This is a genomic window from Nonomuraea pusilla, from assembly GCF_900109355.1.
Lineage (GTDB): Bacteria > Actinomycetota > Actinomycetes > Streptosporangiales > Streptosporangiaceae > Nonomuraea > Nonomuraea pusilla.
This window is the reverse complement of record NZ_FOBF01000004.1, coordinates 324,830-348,027: the sequence shown is the minus strand read 5'-3', so window position 1 is coordinate 348,027 and position 23,198 is coordinate 324,830. Positions and strand designations below refer to the sequence as shown.

The following is a 23,198-nucleotide window of genomic DNA, read 5'->3' as shown; positions in this document are numbered from 1 at the left end:
GAGCTCACCGCTATCGACCTCTACTGGATGCGCGGACCTCAAGGCCCACTTGAGGGGACATTACCTGACGAAGGGCTTGCGACGACCGAGCAACGCCGTACCGATCCGGACGTGTGTCGCGCCGTTCGCCACGGCTTCGGTGAGATCGCCGCTCATCCCCGCCGAAATCATGGTCGCACGGGGGTGACGCTCCTGTACGGCCAGCGCGACATCGCGCAGCCGGGCGAACGCCTTGCCGGGGTCCTCGCCCAGCGGGGCGACCGCCATGACGCCGCCGAGCCACAGGCCCTCGGCCGCCGCCACCTCGTCGGCGAGCCCGGGGACGTCGGCGGGCAGCGCCCCTCCCCTGCCGGGGTCGTCGTCGAGCGCCACCTGGATCAGGCAGCCCACGGCGCGGCCCTGCCTGACCGCCTCCTTGCTGACCGCCTCGACCAGCCGTGCGCGGTCCACCGAGTGGATCACGTCGGCGTACCCGACGACGGAACGGACCTTGTTGGTCTGGAGCTGGCCGACGAAGTGCCAGGTCAGGGGCAGTTCGGCGAGTTCGTGGGCCTTCGCTGCGGCCTCCTGGTCGCGGTTCTCGCCGACGTCGCGGACGCCCAGCTCGGCCAGGATGCGCACGTCTTCAGCCGGCCGCGTCTTGGTGACCGCGATGAGCGTGATCTCGCCGGGGTCGCGCCGCGCGGCCTCGCACGCCTGCGCGATGCGCTCCTGGACCTCGGCCAGCCCGGCCGCGATCTCGTCCCTTCTCACGCTGACTCTCCCTCTCCCGGGGCTCCGCCCCGTCACTCCCGCCTTCGCCCGGGACCCCGAGGCCCCGGGGACCGGCCCCGCCCCCTTGGACGTCCGGCGCGGCCCTCTCGGAGCCACCCGCGGGGGCGCGGTCTGGAACGCGCCAGGAGGGACGCCGCACCGGCGACCCCGTGGGCCGGGGAACGGTCCCGCGCGCCCTCACCGGGACCCGGTGGTGGCGGTGGCACGGCCGACCATTCTGCCGCGACCCGCATCGGGCCGCCGCACCGGCTCCCGGCCGGCCGCCGCCCCGCGGCCCCCCGGCACGGCCGCCGCGTACGCGCGATCCCCCTCAGGCGACCGACTGTACGCGACGGGCGAAACCGGTCCGACACGCGACGACGCCGCTCCCCGTTGTCCCAGGCGGAGCGGCGGCGGGCGGCTGGCTACTTGAGGAAGTCGGGGACGTCGAGCTCCTCCTCCTGCTCCTCGAAGATCACCCGAGGACGTTTGACGGGCTCCGCCATGCGGGAGGTGATGGGCGTGGGCGGGTTGGTGGGCTCGGGAGTGGGCCGCGGGATCGAGACGGGGCCGGACGGCTCGTCCGCGATCGTCTCGACGGGCGCGGGCTCGGGCACCTGGACGGCCTCGACGGGCCGCACCGGCTCGGGACGCGGCTCAGGACGGGGCTCGGGCAGCGGCTCGGGACGGAACTCGGCGCGCGGCTCGGGCTCCGGCGGCTCGGCCCTGAACTCGGCACGAGGCTCGGGACGCGGCTCGGGCCTGAACTCGGGCCTGGGCTCGGGCCTGAAGTCGCCACGCTGCTCCTGGCGGAAGTCGGAGCGCGGCTCGGAACGGGTGTCGGGGCGCAGGTCGGCACGCGGCTCAGGACGGATCTCGGCGCGCGGCGCGGGCTCCTGCTTGACGCTGGGCGACGGCGCGCTGGGACGCGCGGGCGAGGACGCGGGCGGCGCGGCCGGCCGGCCCGCTGGCCGCGGCAGCTGCTTCTCGGACGGCCCCGGCACGTCGTCGAAGCCGGCCGCGATCACGGTGACCCGCACCTCGTCGCCGAGGGCGTCGTCGATGACCGTGCCGAAGATGATGTTGGCGTCGGGCGCGGCGGCCATGGAGACGAGCTGCGCCGCCTCGTTGATCTCGAACAGGCCGAGGTCGGAGCCGCCCGCGATCGACAGCAGGACGCCGTGGGCGCCGTCGATGCTGGCCTCCAGCAGCGGGCTGGAGACGGCCATCTCCGCGGCGGCCACCGAGCGGTCGTCGCCGCGCGCGTGCCCGATGCCCATGAGGGCCGAGCCGGCGCCGGACATGACGGACTTGACGTCGGCGAAGTCGAGGTTGATCAGGCCGGGCGTGGTGATGAGGTCGGTGATGCCCTGCACACCGGAGAGCAGCACCTGGTCGGCCGCCTTGAAGGCGTCGAGGACGCTCACCTGGCGGTCGGAGATCGACAGCAGCCGGTCGTTCGGGATGACGATGAGGGTGTCGACCTCGTCGCGCAGTGTCTCTATGCCCGCCTCGGCCTGCATCGCCCTGCGCCGGCCCTCGAAGCTGAACGGCCGGGTCACGACGCCTATCGTGAGCGCGCCGAGCGACCTCGCGATGTTCGCCACGACGGGCGCGCCGCCCGTGCCGGTGCCGCCGCCCTCGCCCGCCGTGACGAAGACCATGTCGGCCCCCTTGAGGACCTCCTCGATCTCCTCACGGTGGTCCTCGGCCGCCTTGCGCCCCACGTCGGGGTTGGCGCCCGCGCCCAGTCCGCGTGTGAGCTCGCGGCCCACGTCGAGTTTCACATCGGCGTCACTCATCAGCAGCGCCTGGGCGTCGGTGTTGATGGCGATGAACTCGACGCCCTTGAGTCCCTCCTCGATCATCCGGTTGACGGCGTTGACTCCGCCGCCGCCGATGCCGACGACCTTGATGACCGCGAGGTAGTTCTGCGGTGCTGCCACGACGAGGGGCCTTTCCGCTCGTTGACTTGCCATTTCGGTGCGGATCGTCTCCGCGTTCTGTCTGTAGGGTTAACTCTCAACCTCAAGTTGAGATTTAGATTTATGTCAACCTGAGGATTGATACGGACAGTAGGAGTTACGCTCCGGGCGGGTCAACTAACCGCGCCGCAAGCACGTCCGGCGTGTCGCGGGCTGTCCGTTTCGCTCCGAAGTCGCACCTGGTCACGCCCTCCTCTTTCCGATCTCCCCGGAATACAGGCTCTCACGGCTCAGGGCCTCCCTCGCACAGGCTCGGCGATGCTCGTGCCGGGGACTCGCCCGGCCCCGGTTCGCCTACCGGTACGACAACCTCCAAACCCGTACAGAGCCGACGGAGATCATTTCAGGGTGACCACGTCCGGCGAGCTGACGTCGTAGAAGGAGGCCTTCTGCCGCAGCATCGACTCGAGGATGCGGGACTTCTCCCCAGGGCGGTCCGTGCCGCCCCACAGCACCGTGCGGCCGTCGGACAGCAGCAGCGACACGCCCTCGGCCGAACCCGCCCGCACCTCGCGCACCCGCCCCTGCAGCGTCGCGGGCAGCGCCTTGATCACTTGGAGCGCCGCCATGGTCGCCGGGTCGCCCGCGGCCGGGCGGTCGACCCTGAGCACCGGCAGCAGCGGCGGCACGGCGTCCTTGACCTCGATCACGACGCCCTGCCCGTCGATCACCGCCACCTTGGCGCCCGCCGGCACGGCGGCCGCCGGCTCGCGCTCGGCCACCTCGATGCGCAGCGTGCCCGGCCAGACGCGGTCGACCCTGGCGCTCGCGAGCCGCCTGATGCCGAGCACCCGCTGCTGGACGCCCGCCAGGTCGACCGTCGCCAGCGGATGCAGATCGGGCACACCGGCCTGCTGCTTGATCTGGTCGCTGGGCACTGTGATATTTCCCACGATCTCGATCGACCGCACGCCCAGCACCGGCGAGAAGAACACCAGCCAGGCGGCCGTGCCCACCACCCCGGCGGTGAGCAGCACCAGCAACGCGTTGCGCGCCTTCATCGCCCTCCCCTGCGAGTACGGCACCGTCTCGGCGGCGGGACCGCCGCCCGCGCCCGGCGCCCGGACGCCCCGCGCGCGGGGCCGGCGGGTCAGCCCAGGCGCGCGACGATCTGCGGGCCCAGCTCGGTCACGTCGCCCGCGCCCATGGTCAGCACCACGTCACCGGGACGGGCCCGCTCGGCCACCAGGCCGGGCACCGCGGACCTGTCGGGCGCGTACGCCACCCGCTCGCCGGGCAGCGGCACCCGTGCGGCCACCATGGCGCCGGACACCCCGGGCTCGGGGTCCTCGCGGGCGCCGTAGACGTCGAGCACGATCACCTCGTCGGCCAGGCCCAGCGCCGCGCCGAACTCGTCGGCGAAGAACCGGGTGCGCGAGTACAGGTGCGGCTGGAAGACCGCGACGACGCGGCCGGTGCCGGAGAAGGAGGCGACCACGTCGCGCGCGGCCCGCAGGTCGGCGGCGAGCTCGGTGGGGTGGTGGGCGTAGCTGTCGAACACCGCCACGCCCCCGGCCTCGCCCTTGGACTCGAAGCGCCGCTTGGCCCCCGTGAAGGCGGCCAGGCCGTCCCTGATCTCCTCGAACGGCAGGCCCAGCTCGTCGGCCACGGCGATCACCGCGGTGGCGTTGAGCGCGTTGTGGGCCCCGGGGACGGCCAGCCGGACGTCGCCCATGCCCTCGACGGAGAAGACCGTGCCGAAGCCCTCGGGCCTGACCGCGGTGACGTGGTAGTCGCCGCCGGTGGTGCCGTACGTGCGCACCCTCTTGCCGCGGGACCGGGCCAGGTCGGCCAGCTCGGCCGCGCCCGGGTCGTCGACGCAGGCGATCAGCAGCGAGCCGACCCGGTCGGAGAAGCGGGCGAAGCTGGCGTGCACCTCGTGCGGGTCGCCGTAGTTGTCGAGGTGGTCGGCCTCGACGTTGGTGACGACGGCGATGTCGGGGGCGAGCATGAGGAAGGAGCCGTCGCTCTCGTCGGCCTCGGCCACGAACACCTCGCCCGACCCCTCGTCGGCGCCGAGACCGGTGGTGACGAGCTGCCCGCCCACGCAGTACGACGGGTCGGCGCCGCACTTCTGCAGCGCCACCGTGAGCATGGACGTGGTGGTGGTCTTGCCGTGCGTGCCCGCGATGGCGACGCCGGTGCGCCCGGCCATGACGGAGGCCAGCGCGGCGGCGCGCGGGATGATGCGCAGCCCCTGCTTGAGCGCCTCGCCCAGCTCGGGGTTGGAGTCGCGGATGGCGGTGGACACCACGACGGTGTCGACGTTCTTGATGTGGGAGGCGGCGTGGCCGATGTGGACCGTGGCGCCCAGCTCGCGCAGCTCGGTGACGAGCTCGGAGCTGCGGGCGTCGCTGCCGGTCACGCGTACGCCGCGCTTGAGCAGGATGCGCGCGATGCCGGACATGCCCGCGCCGCCGATGCCGATGAAGTGAACGCGGCCCAGGTCCGCCGCGGCGACGGGATCGACCAGCTTGACCAGACTCATCGGGCTATCTCCAACACTTTCCTGGCGAGCATGATATCGGCGTCCTTACGGCCCAGCCTGGACGCGGCCTCCGACATGACGGCGACCCTTTCCGGGTCGCGGAGGATGGGCAGCACGTTCTGGATGATCCAATCAGGTGACAGTTCGGAGTCGTCGACCACGAGCCCGCCGCCGCCCGCGACGATGCGCTCGGCGTTGATGCGCTGCTCGCCGTTGCCGTGGGGCAGCGGCACGTACGCGCCGGGCAGGCCGACGGCGGTGAGCTCGGCGCAGGTGAGCGCGCCGCCGCGGCACAGCGCCAGGTCGGCGGCCGCGTACGCGAGGTCCATCCGGTCGATGTAGGGCAGCAGGACGTACTGCGGGTCGCCGGGCGGCGGCTCGTGGTCGGGCTCGTTCGCCGGCCCGAGCACGTGCAGCACCTGCACGCCCGCCATGCGCAGCGTGTGGGCCGCGCCGAGGGCCGCCTGGTTGATCGACCTGGCCCCCTGCGAGCCGCCGAACACCAGCAGCGTGGGCCGGTCGGTCTGCAGCCCGAACCACGACCTCGCCTTGTCGCCCATGGACAGCCGGTCGAGGGAGACGATCTCGCGGCGCAGCGGCGTGCCGATGTACCGCGCCTTCGGCATGGCCGACTCGGGGTAGCCGGTGAAGACGTGCTCGGTGAGCATGGCGCCGAGCCGGTTGGCCAGGCCGGGACGCGGGTTGGCCTCGTGCACGACGATGGGGATGCCGCGCCGCTTGGCCGCGAGGTAGGCGGGCGTGGCGACGTAGCCGCCGAACCCGACGAGGACGTCCGCCCTGACCCGGTCGAGGACGGCGGCCGCGGCGTTGATCGCCCCCGCGAGCCGGCCCGGCACGGTCAGCAGGCTCGGGGTGATCGCCCTCGGCAGGGGCACCGCGGGCACGAGCTCCAGCTCGTAGCCCCTGGCGGGCACGAGCCGCGTCTCCAGACCGCGCTCGGTGCCCACGCAGGTGATGCCGACGGCGCGGTCGAGATGGCGCAGCGCGTCGGCCAGGGCGAGCGCGGGCTCGATGTGCCCGGCCGTCCCGCCACCGGCGAGGACCACCCTCATCTGTCACTCCCTAACGTCTCACTCGGCCTCTTGTCCTACCCCCCAGGCCAAGCCAGCTTAGGGCTCTGGAGACCGGTCCGGGGCCACGTGCGGCGAGAGCCTCGCGCGCGCCGGGCTCGCGTTTGGCGAACGACAGCAGCATGCCGAGCGCCGCGAGCGTGGGCAGCAGCGACGATCCGCCGTACGAGACCATGGGGAGCGGGATGCCGGTGATCGGCAGGACGCCCATGACGGCGCCCATGTTGACGATCGCCTGCCCCACGATCCAGGCCACCACGGCGGTCGACACGAGCCGGACGAACGCGTCGTTGACCCGGACGGCCACCCGCAGCCCCGCGTAGCCGAGCAGCCCGAACAGCACCACGACCACCAGCGTGCCCATGAGCCCGAGCTCCTCGCCGAGGATGGCGAAGATGAAGTCGCTCTCGCCGTGCGGCAGCCAGTTCCACTTCTGCCTGCTGCTGCCGAGGCCCAGCCCGAACCAGCCGCCCGAGCCCATGGCGATCTGCCCCTGCACCGCCTGGTACCCGGCGCCCTGCGCGTCGGACCACGGGTCGAGGAAGGCGCCGATGCGCGCCACCCGGTACGGCTCCACCTTGATCATGATGATCGCGGCCAGGGCCGCCAGCGCCAGGATGCCGCCGAACAGCTTGACCGGCGCCCCCACCACCCACAGCAGCGCGAGGAAGATCATGAAGAGCACCAGCGTGGTGCCGAGGTCGCTGCCGAGCATGACCATGACGGCCAGCACCGCCGTGCCCGGCATCAGCGGGATCAGCATCTGCCGCCACTCGACCTTGCCCTGCCTGGCCCGCCGCGCCAGCAGGTCGGCGCCCCACAGCGCGAGCGCCAGCTTGGCCGGCTCGGACGGCTGGATGGTGAACGGCCCGAAGTAGATCCAGCGCTGCGCGCCCAGCTCCGACTCGCCGATGAACAGCACCATGACGAGCGCGATGATCGACACCGCCATGAGCGGGTAGCCCGCCCAGCGGAAGAACCGGTGCGGCAGCCGCGAGCACACGTACATGACGGCCAGGCCGACGGCCGCCGACAGCGACTGCTTGATGAACCAGTAGAACGGGCTGCCGGTCTTCTGCAGCGCCTCGACGCTGGAGGCCGACAGCACCATCATCAGCCCGAGCGCCAGCAGCAGCCCGCTGCACCCGATGATCAGGTAGTAGGTGGTCAGCGGCTTGCCGAGCAGCTCGCGCAGGGCGTTCAGCTGCTCGCGCAGCCAGCCGGGCGGCCCGTCCGCCGCCGCGGCGCCCGGCCGCGGCCGCTCCTCAGCGCTCGCGCTCACGTCGCAGCCTCAGCTCCCGCACGGCGCGGGCGAAGGCCTCCCCTCGCGCCGGGTAGCCGGGGAACATGTCGAGGGACGCGCCCGACGGGGAGAGCAGCACGGTGTCCCCTGGGGAGGCCAGCCGGGCGGCTTCGGTGACGACTCGATCCATCACACCAGTGTCTTGGCCGGGGACGTCCACCACAGGGACATTCGGCGCGTGTCGCGCGAGAGCTTCGGCGATCCGCGCGCGATCGGCCCCGAGGAGCACCGCGCCGCGCAGCCGCGGCGCGGCCTGGCGCACCAGGTCGTCGACGTCGGCGCCCTTGAGCTGCCCGCCCGCGATCCACACGATCGACGGGTACGACGACAGCGCCGCCGCGGCGGCGTGCGGGTTCGTGGCCTTGGAGTCGTCGATGTAGTCGACCTCGCCGACGCGGTCGACGTGGGCCAGCCGGTGCGGGTCGGGGACGAAGTCGCGCAGGCCCTGCCGCACCGCCTCCGACGGCACGCCGAGCGAGCGGGCCAGTGCGGCCGCGGCGAGCGCGTTGGCCACGTTGTGCGGGGCGAAGGGCCGCACGTCGGCCAGCGTGGCGAGCTCCTCGGCCGCCTCGACGGGGTCGGCGACGAACGCGCGGTCGACGAGGAGGTCCTCCACCACGCCCACCTCGCCGCGCTTGGGCACGCGCAGGGTGAAGCCCACCGCGCCGGGGTAGGGCGCGGCCAGCCGGGTCGCCTCGGGGTCGTCGGCGTTGTAGATGACGGTGCCCGCGCGCTCGTAGATGCGGCCCTTGGCGGCCGCGTACGCCTCCATGGAGCCGTGCCAGTCGAGGTGGTCGGGGGCGATGTTGAGTATCGCGGCGGCGTGCGGGGCCAGGGTGCTCGACCAGTGGAGCTGGAAGCTCGACAGCTCGACCGCCAGCGCGTCGTACGGCTCGGCCACGGCCCGTACGACGGGGACGCCGACGTTGCCGACGGCGAGGGCCTTGCGCCCGGCGGCCAGCAGGATGGAGGTGAGCATGCGCACGACGGTGGTCTTGCCGTTGGTGCCGGTGAGCGCCAGCCAGGGGGCGGCGTGCTCGGGCCGCAGCCGCCAGGCCAGCTCCACCTCGCCGACGACCTCGACGCCGCTGCCGAGGGCGGCGGCGACGAGCGGGTGGTGCGGCGCCCAGCCGGTGGTGACCAGCCGGGTGACGCCCTCGGGCAGCACCGGCGGGCCGAAGAGGGTGCGCACGCCCACGGCGGCCAGCTCGGCCGCGGCGGCGAGCTGGCGCTCCCCCTCGGTCTCCTCCACCACCACGACGGGCTCGCCGCGCTCGGCCAGCGCCCTGGCGACGGCGCTTCCGGACACCCCGAGCCCGGCCACACAGGTCAGCGTCATGGCTTGGGCATCCACTCCACGTAGAACAGTCCGAGGCCGAGCGCCGCGCAGAGCATCGCGATCAGCCAGAAGCGGACCACGATCGTGGTCTCCGCCCACCCCTTCAGCTCGAAGTGGTGCTGCAGCGGAGCCATCCTGAACACCCGTTTGCCGGTCATCTTGAAGAAGCCGACCTGGATGATCACCGACAGCGTGATGATCACGCACAGGCCGGCGAGGATGATGAGCAGCAGCTGGGTGCGGGTGGCGATGGCCAGGCCGGCCAGCACGCCGCCCAGGGCCAGCGAGCCGGTGTCGCCCATGAAGATCCGGGCCGGCGGGGCGTTCCACCACAGGAAGCCGATGAGCGCCCCCAGCACCGCCGCGGCGACCACGGCCAGGTCGAGCGGGTCGCGCACCCAGTAGCAGTTGGGGCCGAGCTGGTCGATGCAGTTGTTGCGCAGCTGCCAGTTGCCGATCAGCACGTACGCGGCGAGCACCACGCCGGTGGCGCCGCTGGCCAGGCCGTCGAGGCCGTCGGTGAGGTTCACCGCGTTCGAGAAGCCGACGATCATGATGAGCACCCAGATGGTGAAGCCCACGATGCCGATCGACGGCCCGATGTCGCGAAGGAACGACACGCGGGTCTCGGCGGGGGTGATGCCGTAGACGTTCGGCTGCTGCGTGACCAGCACGGCGAAGACCGCGCCGACGATGAGCTGCCCGAGCGCCTTGGCGCCGCTGCGCAGGCCGAGGCTGCGCTGCTTGTAGATCTTGATGAAGTCGTCGAGGAAGCCGACCGCGCCCAGGCCCGTCATGAGGAACAGCACGAGCATGCCCGACACGGTGGGGGCCGCGAAGGTGGCCAGGTGCGAGGCGCCGTAGGCGAAGAGCGCGGCCAGCACGATGACCGTGCCGCCCATCGTGGGCGTGCCGCGCTTGCCCTGGTGCCCCGACGGGCCCTCCTCGCGGATCTCCTGGCCGTAGCCGCGCCGCGAGAACAGCCGGATCGCCAGCGGGGTGCCCAGCATGGAGAGGACCAGGCCCACTGCGCCGGCGATGATGATGTTGGTCACTGGGGGGCACCCCCGAGCAGCAGCTCGGCCGTACGCTCCAGGCCCATGGCCCGGGGCCCCTTCACCAGCACCGCGTCGCCCGGCCGCAGCCAGCCGGCGAGCAGGGCCGCCGCCGCCTCGGCGTCGGGGACGTGCACGACGGGCATGACCTGCGGGGGGTGCCCGGGAGGCGCGCCCCGCTGCGCGGCGGCCGCGGCGGCGGCCTGGGCGCCCTCCAGCACGGGCTCCGCGCCCGGGCCGGCCACGACCAGGCCCGCGAGGCCCGAGCCGCCCGCCAGGCGGCCCAGCTCCCTGTTGAGGGTGTCGCTCTCGTCGCCCAGCTCGCGCAGCGCGGCGATGACGGCGAAGCACCGCCGCCCCCTGCCGAGCGCGCCGAACATCTCGAACGCGGCCCGCATGGAGTCGGGGTTGGCGTTGTAGGCGTCGTTGACGACGGTGACGCCGTCGGGCCTGTCGCTGACCTCCATCCGCCAGCGGCTGCGCGGCGTGGCCTGCGACAGCTCCTCGGCGATGGTGGCCACGGGCAGGCCCAGCTCGTACGCGGCGGCGGCCGCGGCCAGCGCGTTCTCGACGGCGTGGCCGCCGTACAGCTGGAGCTGGACGGGCGCCGAGCCGGACGGGACGACCAGCGTGAAGGAGGCGCGCCCGCGCCCGTCGACGGTGACGTCCTCGGCGCGGATCGCGGCGTCCTCGCCCCTGCCGAAGAAGGTGACGCGGGCGTCGGTGCGCGCCGCCATCTCGCGTACGTACGGGTCGTCGGCGTTGAGCACGGCCACACCGGTGCGCGGCAGCGCCTCGACCAGTTCGCCCTTGGCCTTGGCGATGGCCTCCTTGCCGCCGAACACGCCGAGGTGGGCGGTGCCGACGTTGAGCACCACGCCGATGCGCGGCGGGGCGATGCGGGTGAGCTCGGCGATGTGGCCGGCGTTGCGCGCGGCCAGCTCCAGCACCATGTAGCGGGTGCCGGCGTCGGCGCGCAGCACGGTGAGCGGGTGGCCCAGTTCGTTGTTGAAGCTGCCGACGGGCGCGATGGTGGGACCGATGCGGCCGGTCAGCCTGGCCAGGAGGTCCTTGGTGGTGGTCTTGCCGGCCGAGCCGGTGACGCCGATGACGGTGGTGTCGGGCAGCGCGGCCGCCTGCGCGGTGGCCAGCGCGGCCAGCGCCGCCGCGGCGTCGGGCACGATCACGGCAGGCGCCTCGACGGGCCTGGTGGCCAGCACCGCGACCGCGCCCGCGCGGACCGCCTGGGCCGCGTAGTCGTGACCGTCGACCCGCGCGCCACTGAAGGCGACGAACAGGGATCCCGGTTCCACGGCCCGCGAATCGATCACGACTGGCCCGCGCACGACCGCGCGGGGGTCGGCCATGCCCGACAGGGCGCCCGAGGTTATCTCGGCGATCCTGGCCAAGGGCAACGGGATCATGCGTGCTTCCTGCTTTCCTTGCGTGCGTTGATCGCTTCGGCGACCACCTCGCGGTCGTCGAAGGGTATGACCTCGCCTGCGACGTACTGGCCCTGCTCGTGGCCCTTTCCGGCCACGACGATCACGTCGCCGCGCTCGGCCCTGTCGACCGCCAGGCCGATCGCGGCCGCGCGGTCGGGCTCAATGATCACATGAGCGCGGTCGTGCTGCGGAACGCGGAGCGCTCCTTCCATCATCGCGGCCAGGATGGCGAGGGGATCCTCCGTACGGGGGTTGTCGCTCGTGAAAATGGCCACATCGGCCAGCCGGGCCGCCGCCTCGCCCATGAGCGGGCGCTTGCCCTTGTCGCGGTCGCCGCCGCAGCCGAGCACGACGGTCAGGCGGCGTTCCGTGACGGCGCGCAGCGAGTTCAGCACCGACTCGACGGCGCCCGGTTTGTGCGAGTAGTCGACGACGGCCTGGAACTCCTCCTCGGCGGCGGTGACGCGCTGCATGCGGCCGGGGACCCCGGTCAGCGAGCCGACGCCGTGGACGGCCGTCTGCAGCGGCACCCCGGCCTCGACCAGGGCGACGACGGCGCCGAGCGCGTTGGCGACGTTGAACGGGCCGGGCAGCGCGACGCGCGCGTCGGCCTCGACGCCACCAGGGCCCACGACGCGGAAGGCGCTGCCGTCGGCGCCCAGCCGCACGTCCAGCGCCCGCCACTCCGCCTCGGGGTCGCCGAGGGCGGAGAACGTCGTCATCGGCACCTTGGCCACGCCGAGCAGCTCGCGCCCGTGGCGGTCGTCGAGGTTGGTGACGCCGGCGCGGCTCAGCTCGGGCTGGAACAGCTTCGCCTTCGTCAGGAAGTACTCCTCGAAGTCCTTGTGGAAGTCGAGGTGGTCCTGCGACAGGTTGGTGAACAGCGCGACGTCGTAGTAGACGCCCTCGACGCGGCCGAGTGCCAGCGCGTGGCTGGAGACCTCCATGACGGCCGCCGTGACCCCCTGCTCGCGCATGAGGGCGAACAGGCCGTGCAGCTCCGACGCCTCGGGCGTGGTGAGCGTGGGCTGGAAGCGCAGCTCGCCCGCGCGGATCTCCACGCCGCCGACGAGCCCCGCGGTGTGGCCGGCCGCCCGCAGGCCCGCCTCCACCATGAACGTGCTCGTGGACTTGCCGCTGGTGCCCGTGATGCCGATCACCTGGATGTCGTGGGCGGGCTGCCCGTACACCCAGGAGGAGATCTGGCCCAGCAGGGCCCGCGGGTCGGGCACGATCAGCACCGGCAGCCCGGTGGCCACGGCGGCGTCGCGGCCCGCGCGGTCGGTGAGCACGGCGACGGCGCCGCCGGCCATCGCCTGCGCGGCGTACTCGGCGCCGTGGGCGTGGTTGCCGGGCAGGGCCACGTACAGGTCTCCGCGCCTGACGGCGCGCGAGTCGATGGTGACGCCGGTCAGGGCGGCGTGGGGCGACCGCGACGTGCCGGAATCGGCGTCGAGCATGGTCGCCAGCCCGGTGAGCGGGCGGGGCTGACTGGTCGTGGGACGCATAGACGACGGGGGACGCACGGGCGAGAGCGTACCTTCCCTGGTCACTGTCCCGCGCGCGTCCGCACCGGCGGCGCGGCGGAGCCTGTGGGAGGAATCTTCTTGCTCTTGATGGCGAACGTCATCACATCCTTGAAGACCGGGGCCGCGATCTGGCCGCCGTAATGGCCGTTCTTGGGGTTCTGCAGCACCGACAGCACCACCAGGCGCGGAGCGTCGGCAGGGGCGAACCCGACGAAGGACGCAGTGTAGCCCTCATAACGGCCGAGTTGGGCATCGTAGCGGTTGGCGGTGCCCGTCTTGCCCGCGACGCGGTAGCCCGGGATGGCGGCCAGCTCGCCGGTGCCCTCGGCGCTCACCGCGCTCTCCAGCATCGTCGCGATCTCCTTGGCGGTCGTCTCGCTCACCACCCTGGTCTGCTTGCCCGGGGGCGACGGGACGAACCTGCCGCCGTCGTCGGTGGTGCCCGCGACGATCTGCGGGTCGATCTTGACGCCGCCGTTGGCGATGGTCTGGTACACGCTGGCCATCTGCAGCGCGGTGACCGAGACGCCCTGCCCGTAGGCGACGGTGCAGTTCTGGCTGCCCGACCAGGTCTTGTAGTCGGGCAGCAGCCCGGCCTCCGCGCCGGGGACGCCGCCGCCCGGCGAGGTGCCGAACCCGAAGGACCTGAGCATCTGGTACAGCCGCTCCCTGCCGATCTTCCTGGCGGCCATGATGGTGGCGACGTTGCTCGACTGCGCCATGGCCTGGCGGAAGGTCATCGACTCGGTCTTGTGGGGGTGCGCGTCGCGCAGCACCCGGTCGGCGCACCTGATGTTGTCGGGCACGCGGAAGACGGTGTCGGGCGTGACGGTCCTGGCCTCCAGCGCCGCGGCCGCGGTGATGACCTTGTTGGTGCTGCCCGGCTCGAACACCTCGGAGGCGGCCTTGTTGACGTACAGCGAGTCCGGCGCCGTACGCCAGGTGGTCAGGTCCAGCTCGGGCGCGTTGGCCATGGCGATGATCTGCGCGGTCTGAACGTCCATGACGATGACGGTGCCGCTGGCCGCGCCCGACTTGCGCACCTCGTCGGCGATCGCCTTCTGGGCGGCCCACTGGATGTCGCGGTCGATCGTCAGCCGCACGTCGCGCCCGTTGACCGGGGGCGTGCGCTGGCTGCTCGTCATCGGGATGCGCTGGCCGTCGCGGCCCGTCTCCACCCGTTGCTTGCCGTCGCGGCCGGCCAGCAGGGTGTTCTTGGTCTGCTCCATGCCGCCGAGGCCGTCGCCGTCGTCGCCGACGAAGCCGATCAGGCTGCCCGCGAGGTCGCCCGCCGGGTAGAGCCTGCGGTAGGTCTTCTTCGCGTAGAGCGCGGGCACGCGGGCCTGCAGCAGGCGCGCGGCCACGACGGGGTCGACGTCCCTGGCGAGGAGCTGGTAGCGGGTGTCGACCCTGGCCAGCTTGGCGGCGATCTCCTGCTGGGGCTTGCCGAGCTGCTGGGCGAGGATGGCCGCGATCTTGTCGCGGACCTTCAGCGGCACCTTGCTGGGGTCGATCGAGATCTCGCGCGCCTCGACGGTGACGGCCAGCGCGTGGCCGTTGACGTCGGTGATCGAGCCGCGCTTGGCGGGGATCTCCTCGGTGTGGGTGCGCTGGTCGACCGCCGCCGCCTCGTACACCTTGGACTCGATGCCCTGCATCTGGATGAGGCGTCCCGCGAAGATCGACAGGATGAAGGTCATGCCGATGAGGCCGATGTTGATGCGCCTGCGGGGGTTGCCCAGGCGCAGCACGAGCGGCGGCCTGGGCGGGCGCGGCGGGGTGGGCGGGCGGCGCGGCCCCCTCGGCGGCGGCCCGTCGCCCTGGGAGCGGCCGGCGGGCCGCTCACGCTCGCCGGCACGCCGGTGCTCACGCTCGCCGCCGTCGCGGCGGTGCTCACGATCGCCGGCGCGGGGGTGCTCACGATCGCCGTCGCGGGGGTGGCCGGGCGCGGGGGCGCGGCGGCCCTCAGGGGCCTGCCTGCCCTCGCGGGCGGGCGCCTGGCCGGCGCGCGACCCCTCGGCCCGCGCGCCGGAACGGTCTCTACCGCCCCTGGACGCCCCGTCGGCCCCGCCCGGCCTGGAGCCGCCCTCGGCCCTGCCGCGGGCGGCGTCGCGGCGCGGGCGCGGGGCGTCGAGGTCGGGCATGCTGAAGTCGGCCCTGCCGGAGCCCTCGCGAGGGCGGGCGCGGTCGCCCGGCTCCTGGCGGGGGCGGGCCCGGCCGGAACCGGCACCCGGACGCGCGCCGTCGGCGGAGCCGGACCGGGCACGCTCGCCCGAGCCGGGTCGCGCGCGGTCACGCTCGCCGGAACCCGGGCGTGCTCGGTCGCGCTCGCCGGAGCCGGGGCGCGGGCGGTCGCGGTCGGAGTCGTCGCCCCGGCCACGCGGGCGGCCGGAGCCGTCGCCGCCCCTCGACGCGGCGGGGCGGTCGGCCCCCCTCGACGCGGCGGGGCGGTCGGCCCCCCTGGGCCGGTCGGAGCGGCCGGCGCCCCTCGGAGCATCAGCACGGCCGGCGCCCCCCGGTCCGTCGGCGCGGTCGCCGCCCCGGGAACGGGACGACGGGTCCTGGGGCGGGCGGGGGCGCTCGGAGTCGTCGTGGCCGAACGGCAGGTCGAGGGGATCGGGCCGCTTGCGCGGCGGGCGCGGCGCGTCGTCGGGTGACGCCGGGCGGCCCGCCCCCTCGGAGCGGGCCGAACCGCGCCCCGCCCGTCCCGGGCCGCCCGGCGTACGACGAGCGGCGCCTGGCCCTCCCTGAGAGCCGGCGCCGCCAGCGCCGCGGCCGGGTCGCTGCCCCCTGCCGCTGGAGTCTCTCACCGGCCCTGGTCCACCTGGCCGGTGCCGTCCCAGACGTTCACGGAGTCCCAGTCGGGGTGCTGGCCCTGGGCCTCCGCCCGCTCGGCGAGCTTGTCGGGCTGGGTGTCCATCTCGTACTTCCGCGACAGGTCCTCGTTGCCCTGGCGGGCGACCGCGATCTCCTCGTGCAGCTTGGCCTCGGTGATGGCGTCCTGGGCGAGCATGGTGTTGAGCAGCAGCAGGCTCACCAGGCCGCCGCAGAGCAGCCCCACGACGAGCAGCACGAACGGCGCCCGCTGCCGCCGCGCGGGGCGGCGGGCGGGACGCGCGGCGCGCGTGCGGGCGGCGGGCGCCGGGCGCGCGCTCTCCGCGAGCGGCCGCCTGCCGGCGGGCTCGGTACGCGGACGCGGCTTGGACTGGTGCGACACCCCGGGCCGGCGCTGGCCCGTCTTGGGCACGGCGCGGCGGGCGGGCGCCTCACGCACGATGTCCTGCTCAGTCGTGGTCAACACGGATCCTCTCTGCCGCCCGTAGCCGGGCCGAAGCCGCCCGCGGGTTGCGGGCGAGCTCTTCTTCGCTCGGGAGCTCGGCTCCCCTCGTCAGGAGGCGGAACCTGGGCTGGTGAGCCTCCAGGGGCACGGGCAGCCCGGGGGGGCTGGTGTCCTTGGTTCGCGCCGCGAGGACCTGCTTGGTGAGCCGGTCCTCGAGTGAGTGGTAGGAGAGCACGACGACTCGCCCACCGAGCGCCAGCGCGTCGAGCGCCGCGGGCAGCGCCGCCTCCAGGGCGGACAGCTCCGCGTTCACCTCGATGCGCAGCGCCTGGAAAGTCCTCTTGGCCGGGTTGCCCCCGGTGCGCCGGGTCGCGGCGGGGATGGCCTCGCGGACGAGCTCGGCCAGCCGCTTGGTCGACGTGATGGGCTCCTTGGCCCGTTCCTTCACGATGAGCGCCGCGACGCGCGAGGCGAACCGCTCCTCGCCGTAGTCGCGCAGGATGCGCGCCAGCTCGGCCGCGGAGTACGTGTTGACCACGGTCTCGGCCGTCAGCTCCTGGCTGGTGTCCATGCGCATGTCGAGCGGCGCGTCGTAGGAGTAGGCGAAGCCGCGCTCGGCCTCGTCGAGCTGCGGGGAGGAGACCCCGAGGTCGAACAGCGCCCCGTGGACGGTGGTGCGCCCGGTGCGGGCGAGCACGTCGGCGAGGTCGCCGGACGAGGCGTGGACCAGCGTGACGCGGTCGGCGTACGGGGCGAGCCTGCGCGTGGAGAAGTCGATGGCGAAGGGGTCGCGGTCGATGCCGATCAGGTGGAGCGCCGGATGGGCCGCGAGCAGCGCCTCGGAATGGCCGCCGAGGCCGAGGTTGGCGTCGACGACCACCGCCTCCGGGCCGGCCAGCGCCGGCCCCAGCAGCTCCAGTACGCGGTCGAGCATCACCGGAACGTGACCGCCCGTGCCGACGTTGTCGTCCATCTCCAAGCCCCCTCTTCGCGTCCTTGCTCGCGGATGACGCGGTGTGATCGATCGCCGGTCTTCCTGGATGTCCCGCCCCCGGCGCCGTCCGGCCAGGTCCCCATCCGCACCCTCTTCGTGGACGCCCGCCATCTGACACCGGGGAAGGTGCATCAGATACCGGGCAGTGGTTGCGGGTGGAGACCTCGCCGAACGACATCACCGGCGCATCGACCGTGATTACTACAGGATCCCTGGCAGCACCTCCTCCGAGAGCTCGGCGAACGCCTGCTCCTGCGCGTTGAGGTAGGTGTCCCAGGCCTGCGCGTCCCAGATCTCCAGCCGGGTGTTGGCCCCGATGACCACGCAGTCACGTTCCAGCCCCGCGTACTGACGAAGGCTCTGCGGGATCGTGATGCGCCCCTGCTTGTCGGGTTTCTCGTCGGACGCGCTCGCGAAGAAGACGCGGCTGTAGTCGCGCACCGCCTTGGCGGTGACCGGGGCGGTGCTGAGAGCCTCGGTAATGCGCTGGAACTCCTCCACGGGAAAGACGTAGAGGCATCGCTCCTGGCCTTTGGTGATCACAAGACCCTCCGCCAGCTCCTCACGGTACTTAGCCGGCAGGAACAGCCGTCCCTTGTCGTCCAGACGCGGTTGATGGGTGCCGAGGAACATCGGCTCCACCTCCCGTGCCTCGTGAAGCGCTCGGCGCTGGTGCACCGGGCTCTCCACTGCGCACCACCATACTCCACTTCTCCCCACCGTCAACTGATTCGAACCCTCTTCATCGGCAGTTTCCGTTGCGTTCCCGCAGGTCAGAGCGGTGGAGCGGGGTGGGGGGCGCCAGGGGGGCCGGCAACCCTCATGGGCGTGTCGAGGGTTTGAAAGGCCGCCGAAATAGGGGCCGCGGAGCCTTGCGAAGGCCCGGGTGGAGGAAAGTGGTGCGGCTCTCGGCACGGAGTGTCACGGGATTCGTACGCGACAAGTACCGGAACATCACCCAGGTTGCCTGGAATATCCACAAAAGTCGCCCGAGAACCCACAGCATCGTAGGGTCGTACAGACAATGGAAAAGGAAAGCATGGCTCCCGCAATGGCACCGTACGGGGCAGCGGTCGCACTTCTCCTGGAGGCCCGGTGGCAGTAACCCATGATGTCCCTCCCCAGCTCGACGAGCTGGTCGCCGCAGCCCACCGGATCCGGGAGGCCATCGAGTCGGTGATCGAGGGCAAGAGCGACGTCATCCGCCTCACGCTGACCGTCCTGCTCGCCGAGGGACACCTGCTCATCGAGGACGTCCCGGGCGTCGGCAAGACCATGCTGGCCAAGGCCCTGGCGCGCTCCATCGACTGCCCGGTGCGCCGCGTGCAGTTCACGCCCGACCTGCTCCCCAGCGACATCACCGGCGTGAGCGCCTACAACCAGCAGACCCGGGAGTTCGAGTTCAAACCCGGCCCCGTGTTCGCCAACATCGTCGTCGGCGACGAGATCAACCGCGCCTCCCCCAAGACCCAGTCGGCCCTGCTGGAGTGCATGGAGGAGCGGCAGGTCACCGTCGACGGCGTGACGTACGAGCTCGACGCGCCCTTCATGGTCATCGCCACGCAGAACCCCATCGAGATGGAGGGCACCTACCCCCTTCCCGAGGCGCAGCGCGACCGCTTCACCGCCCGGGTCGCCATGGGCTACCCCGAGCCCACCGCCGAGCTGGAGATGCTCGACGTGCACGGCGGCGCCTCGCCGCTGGACAAGCTCAAGCCCGTCGCCACCACCTCCGAGGTGCGCGCGCTCATCGAGGCGGTGCGCGGCGTGTACGTCTCCCAGGCGGTCAAGAAGTACGCCATCGACCTCGCCGTGGCCACCCGCCACTCCCCCGACCTGCGCCTGGGCGCCTCCCCCAGGTCCACGCTGCAGCTCGTGCGCGCGGCCAGGGCGCACGCCGCGCTCGCGGGACGCGACTACGTCATCCCCGACGACCTGCAGGACCTCGCCGTCCCCGTGCTCGCGCACCGCCTGCTGCCCAGCGTCGAGGCGCAGGGGCAGCGCCGCCTGCCCGAGCAGGTCGTGACCGACCTCGTCAGGCGCGTGCCGGTGCCGGAGACGCGAGCGTCGTGAGAGCCGGGCTGCGGGCGCTGACCTCCCGAGGGCGGTCGTTCCTGGCCTCGGGGCTCGCCGCGCTGCTGATGGCGCTGCTGCTCGGGGAGAACGACCTGTTCAGGATCGGCGTGCTGGTGACCGCGCTGCCGCTGCTCGCCGCGCTCGTGGTGGCGCGCACGAGGTACCGGCTCAGCTGCGCCAGGCGGCTGGACCCGCCGAGGAGCGAGGTCGGCGGCGAGGCGACGGTGACGCTGCGGCTGGAGAACGTCACCCGGCTGCCCACCGGGCTGCTGCTCATCGAGGACACCGTGCCGTACGCGCTGGGCGCGCGGCCCAGGTTCGTCATGGACCGGGTGGAGCCGCGGGGCGTACGCGAGATCGACTACCGGGTCCGCTCGGACATGCGTGGCCGCTACACCATCGGCCCCCTGTCGGTGCGCATCGCCGACCCGTTCGGGCTGGTGGAGCTGACCAGGTCGTTCACGATCAGCGACACGCTCGTGGTGACGCCGCAGGTGGTGGCGTTACCGCACGTACGGCTGTCGGGCGAGTGGAGCGGCGGCGGCGAGAGCCGCAGCAGGAGCGTGGCCGCGGCCGGCGACGACGACGTCGCCCCCCGCGAGTACCGGCAGGGCGACGACCTGCGCCGCGTCCACTGGCGCTCCACCGCGCGCCACGGCGAGCTGATGGTGCGCCGCGAGGAGCAGCAGTGGCAGAGCCGCGGCGCGCTGCTGCTCGACACGCGCAGGCACGCCCACCGCGGCGAGGGCCCTCGCTCGTCCTTCGAGGTGGCGGTCTCCGCCGCGGCCTCGATCGGCGTGCACCTCGCGCACGAGGGGCTCGGCCTGCGGCTGGTCACCGACCAGGGGCCCGAGCACCTGACGGACTCCGGGCTGAGCTGGTCGCTGCTCGACACGCTGGCCACCGTGCGCCACAGCTCCGCCCGTTCGCTGGAGCTCGGCGTCGCGGCGCTGCGCCAGGGCGGCGGAGACGGGCTCATCGTCGCCGTGCTCGGCGAGCTCGACCCCGAGGAGGCCAGGGACCTGGCCAGGCTGCGGCACAGCGGCATCACCGCGGTCGCCGTCCTGCTCGACGTGAGCACGTGGAACGGCGACGAGCGGGCCGCCGAGACGCACCGGGCCGTGCAGACCGTGCTCAGCGGGTACGGCTGGCGGGTCCTGCCGCTGCCCGCGGGCGTCCCCATCGCCTCGGTGTGGCCCGACGCCGCGGGCCGCACCAGGTACGCGATCAATCCCGCGGGAGGCGCGGCATGAGGTTGTCCGTCTCGTCGGCGGTCGCCGTGTTCGCCGCCGCGATACTGCTCTATCCGCTCTTCAGCGGCGGAGCCTGGTTCTGGACGTCGCTCGGCGCGGTGCTCGCCGTGCTCCTGGCCGGGCTGCTCGGCTCGCGGCTGTCGGTGCCCGCCTGGGCCGTGCCGCTCGCCGGGCTGGCCGCGCTGTGGATCTTCCTGACCGCGGTGTTCGCCTCCGGCGAGGCGTGGGCCGCGGTCGTCCCGACCAAGGGGTCGGTCCTGGAACTGGCCAGGCTGCTCGCCACCGGCTGGACCGACATCCAGCGCTTCGCCGCGCCCGTCCCGGCCAACGACGGCATCACCCTGCTGACCGCGGGCGGCGTGGGGCTCATCGCGATCGCCGTGGACCTGCTCGCCGCCCGGCTGCGCCGGGCCGCGCTCGCCGGGCTGCCGCTGCTCGCCCTCGCCACCGTCCCCGCCACGATCCTGCCCGACCCGATCAGCTGGCCGGCGTTCATCATCGCCGCGCTCGGCTTCACCAACCTGCTGATCGCCGACGGCCGCGAGCGCGTCGGCCACTGGGGCAGGGCCGTGCTGGTACGCCGCACCAGGGCCGCCGCGGGACCCTCCGCGGGAGCCGCCGCCCCGTCCTCCGGCGACGGACCCCGCGAGCGGGCCGACACCGGCGGGCTGCGGCTCTCCGGCAAGCGCATCGGCTTCGCCGCGATCGCCCTGGCCGTGCTGCTGCCCGCCGCGCTGCCCGCGATGGAGCCGGTGTCGTTCTTCACGTTCGGCGTGGGGGGCAGGGGCAACGGCAAGGGCAACACGATCAGCATCGCCGACCCGATCGCCAACCTGCGGGGCCAGCTCGACCTGCCCGAGCGGCGCACCGTCCTGACGTACACCAGCAGCGACGACAGACCGCGGTACCTGCGGATGTACGCGCTCGACAAGTTCGACGGGCAGCAGTTCGGCATGACCCAGCCGAAGGGCGCGCCGGAGAACAGGACGGACAACGGCCCGCTGCCCCCGCCGCCCGGGCTCGGCTCCGCCGCCAAGGTCTCCAACGTCGTCACGAACATCCACATCAGCGATGAGATCGCCGAGCTGTCGTTCCTGCCGCTGCCGTACCCGCCCAGGCAGATCAGGGTGGACGGCGACTGGCGGGCCGACGTCGACACGCTGATGGTCTTCTCCACCCAGGACGAGGCCGCCGGGCTGGAGTACGAGGTCGCCACCAGCGAGCCGCAGCCCATCTCCGAGCAGCTCGAGAACCTGCCCGAGGCCAGGGAGGCGGTGGACCCGCGGTACCTGAGGCTGCCGGACAACCTGCCGCCCGAGATCGCGCGGCTGGCCGGCTCCATCACGGCCGACGCCAGGTCCCCGTACGAGGCGGCGGTGAAGATCCAGCAGTTCTTCACCAAGGACGGGCACTTCACCTACGACCTGCGGACGCAGGGCCACGGCAACTCCGCGCTGAAGGACTTCCTGCTGCACAGCCGGGTGGGCTTCTGCGAGCAGTTCGCCACGTCGATGGCGGTGCTGGCGCGGCTGGCCGGCATCCCGTCGCGGGTGGCCATCGGCTACACGGGCGGCACCAAGCTGGGCGAGAGCTGGACCGTCAGCACCGGCGACTCCCACTCCTGGCCCGAGCTGTACTTCGACGGCGTGGGCTGGCTGCCGTTCGAGCCCACCCCGGCCGGGTCGCTCGGCCAGGGCAGCGCCCGCGTGCCGGAGTACACCCAGCCGCGGCCCCGCAGCACCTCCAGCGAGGCGTCCACGCCGACGCCCGGCGCGACCGGCTCCGAGGACGACGGCGCGCTCGGCCCGCAGAACCGCCGCAACCCCCGCGAACTCGACCGCGAGGGCCTGGTCGCCACCGGCGGACTGCCGCCGGACGACTCCATGCCGCTCGCCGCCAAGATCGGCATCGGGGTGGCGGCGCTGCTGCTCTTCCTGCTCATCCCCGCGGGGATCCGGCTGGTCACGAGGAGCCGGCGGGTGCGCACGCTCGGCTGGAAGGTGGCGGAGCCGTCCGACGAGCTGACCGCCAGGGTGGCGGTGACCGCCGGGCACCCGTCGGTCGCGGCGGCCTGGGCCGAGCTGGACGACGTGCTGCTCGACCACGGCATGGCCCGCGGGCCCAGTGAGACGCCCAGGGCGCTGGCCCGGCGGCTGGCCCGGGAGTACGCGTTCGACGCCGACGCGTCGGCCGCGATCACGTCCATCGCCTCGGCGGTGGAGCGGGTGCTGTTCGCGCGGGACCCCGGACGGATCGGGCCGATGAAGCAGGATCTGCGGACCGTGCGCAGGGCGCTGGCGGCGACGGTGCCGCGCGGGCGGCGGGTGCGCGCGGTGCTGCTGCCGCCGTCCACGCTGCGGCGGCTGCGGCTCATGGGCGAGCGCCTGCTCGACGGCTTCGACCTGCTGGAGACCATCCGGCTGCGCCGGGCCGCCCAGAAGGGAGCCTGAGCGCGCAGGCACCGCCGGCCTGGCTGAGCGGCGGCCTCCGCCGGCGGCCGGGAACGGCAGGGAACGGCAGGGAACGACAGGGAACGACACGGCCCGGCGTACGCACCTCGTGCGAACGCCGGGCCGCTCCATGCCGCGCCCCGCTCCCGCAGGAGGC

Annotated in this window: 17 protein-coding genes; 3 read left to right on the top strand and 14 right to left on the bottom strand. The window is 73.3% G+C overall.

Features of this window, described 5'->3' with window-relative positions; translation table 11 throughout:
- Positions 1-60: 60 nt before the first annotated feature.
- From BMX74_RS10610 to mraZ, 14 genes are all read right to left on the bottom strand, one after another.
- Entirely contained in the window at positions 61-753 is a 693-nt protein-coding gene (locus BMX74_RS10610; protein WP_082534861.1) for a YggS family pyridoxal phosphate-dependent enzyme, read from the bottom strand.
- A gap of 425 nt (positions 754-1,178) precedes the next feature.
- Complete coding sequence (ftsZ, locus tag BMX74_RS10605) at positions 1,179-2,699, bottom strand: cell division protein FtsZ (protein WP_091099924.1); 1,521 nt, start codon at positions 2,697-2,699, stop codon at positions 1,179-1,181.
- Between the two features lie 377 nt (positions 2,700-3,076).
- Positions 3,077-3,739: a cell division protein FtsQ/DivIB gene (locus BMX74_RS10600; protein WP_055503076.1), complete on the bottom strand. Its 663-nt coding sequence runs from the start codon at positions 3,737-3,739 to the stop codon at positions 3,077-3,079.
- 89 nt (positions 3,740-3,828) lie between these two features.
- The gene (gene murC / locus BMX74_RS10595; RefSeq protein WP_055503077.1) at positions 3,829-5,226 is read right to left on the bottom strand and encodes a UDP-N-acetylmuramate--L-alanine ligase; all 1,398 of its coding nucleotides are present in this window, start codon (positions 5,224-5,226) and stop codon (positions 3,829-3,831) included.
- Positions 5,223-6,299, bottom strand: a complete 1,077-nt coding sequence (gene murG, locus BMX74_RS10590; RefSeq protein WP_055503078.1) for an undecaprenyldiphospho-muramoylpentapeptide beta-N-acetylglucosaminyltransferase — start codon at positions 6,297-6,299, stop codon at positions 5,223-5,225. Before murG ends, murC begins: the two co-directional genes overlap by 4 nt.
- 10 nt (positions 6,300-6,309) lie before the next feature.
- Positions 6,310-7,599, bottom strand: coding sequence for a putative lipid II flippase FtsW (gene ftsW / locus BMX74_RS10585; protein WP_091099921.1), 1,290 nt, complete (start codon positions 7,597-7,599; stop codon positions 6,310-6,312).
- Positions 7,583-8,959: a UDP-N-acetylmuramoyl-L-alanine--D-glutamate ligase gene (gene murD, locus BMX74_RS10580; RefSeq protein WP_055503080.1), complete on the bottom strand. Its 1,377-nt coding sequence runs from the start codon at positions 8,957-8,959 to the stop codon at positions 7,583-7,585. The genes ftsW and murD overlap by 17 nt, the downstream gene beginning before the upstream one ends.
- Positions 8,956-10,014, bottom strand: coding sequence for a phospho-N-acetylmuramoyl-pentapeptide-transferase (gene mraY / locus BMX74_RS10575; protein ID WP_055503081.1), 1,059 nt, complete (start codon positions 10,012-10,014; stop codon positions 8,956-8,958). The genes murD and mraY overlap by 4 nt, the downstream gene beginning before the upstream one ends.
- Complete coding sequence (locus BMX74_RS10570; RefSeq protein WP_055503082.1) at positions 10,011-11,438, bottom strand: UDP-N-acetylmuramoyl-tripeptide--D-alanyl-D-alanine ligase; 1,428 nt, start codon at positions 11,436-11,438, stop codon at positions 10,011-10,013. The genes mraY and BMX74_RS10570 overlap by 4 nt, the downstream gene beginning before the upstream one ends.
- Positions 11,435-12,967, bottom strand: a complete 1,533-nt coding sequence (locus tag BMX74_RS10565) for a UDP-N-acetylmuramoyl-L-alanyl-D-glutamate--2,6-diaminopimelate ligase (protein ID WP_091099919.1) — start codon at positions 12,965-12,967, stop codon at positions 11,435-11,437. Before BMX74_RS10565 ends, BMX74_RS10570 begins: the two co-directional genes overlap by 4 nt.
- A 41-nt stretch (positions 12,968-13,008) precedes the next feature.
- Positions 13,009-14,739: a peptidoglycan D,D-transpeptidase FtsI family protein gene (locus BMX74_RS46835; protein ID WP_055504037.1), complete on the bottom strand. Its 1,731-nt coding sequence runs from the start codon at positions 14,737-14,739 to the stop codon at positions 13,009-13,011.
- 1,055 nt (positions 14,740-15,794) lie between these two features.
- Positions 15,795-16,286: a cell division protein FtsL gene (gene ftsL / locus BMX74_RS10555; protein ID WP_055503084.1), complete on the bottom strand. Its 492-nt coding sequence runs from the start codon at positions 16,284-16,286 to the stop codon at positions 15,795-15,797.
- Complete coding sequence (gene rsmH / locus BMX74_RS10550) at positions 16,273-17,241, bottom strand: 16S rRNA (cytosine(1402)-N(4))-methyltransferase RsmH (RefSeq protein WP_055503085.1); 969 nt, start codon at positions 17,239-17,241, stop codon at positions 16,273-16,275. Before rsmH ends, ftsL begins: the two co-directional genes overlap by 14 nt.
- Before the next feature lie 222 nt (positions 17,242-17,463).
- Positions 17,464-17,895: a division/cell wall cluster transcriptional repressor MraZ gene (gene mraZ, locus BMX74_RS10545; RefSeq protein WP_055504038.1), complete on the bottom strand. Its 432-nt coding sequence runs from the start codon at positions 17,893-17,895 to the stop codon at positions 17,464-17,466.
- Between the two features lie 462 nt (positions 17,896-18,357).
- Between mraZ and BMX74_RS10540 the strand changes: the two genes are divergently transcribed.
- From BMX74_RS10540 to BMX74_RS10530, 3 genes are read left to right on the top strand one after another with little or no spacing between them, the layout of a single operon-like run.
- Positions 18,358-19,335 (top strand): AAA family ATPase, encoded by a 978-nt coding sequence (locus BMX74_RS10540; RefSeq protein ID WP_055503086.1) that lies wholly within the window; start codon positions 18,358-18,360, stop codon positions 19,333-19,335.
- Positions 19,332-20,591: a DUF58 domain-containing protein gene (locus tag BMX74_RS10535; protein WP_055503087.1), complete on the top strand. Its 1,260-nt coding sequence runs from the start codon at positions 19,332-19,334 to the stop codon at positions 20,589-20,591. Before BMX74_RS10540 ends, BMX74_RS10535 begins: the two co-directional genes overlap by 4 nt.
- Positions 20,588-23,041: a transglutaminase TgpA family protein gene (locus BMX74_RS10530; protein ID WP_091099917.1), complete on the top strand. Its 2,454-nt coding sequence runs from the start codon at positions 20,588-20,590 to the stop codon at positions 23,039-23,041. The genes BMX74_RS10535 and BMX74_RS10530 overlap by 4 nt, the downstream gene beginning before the upstream one ends.
- Positions 23,042-23,198: the final 157 nt, after the last annotated feature.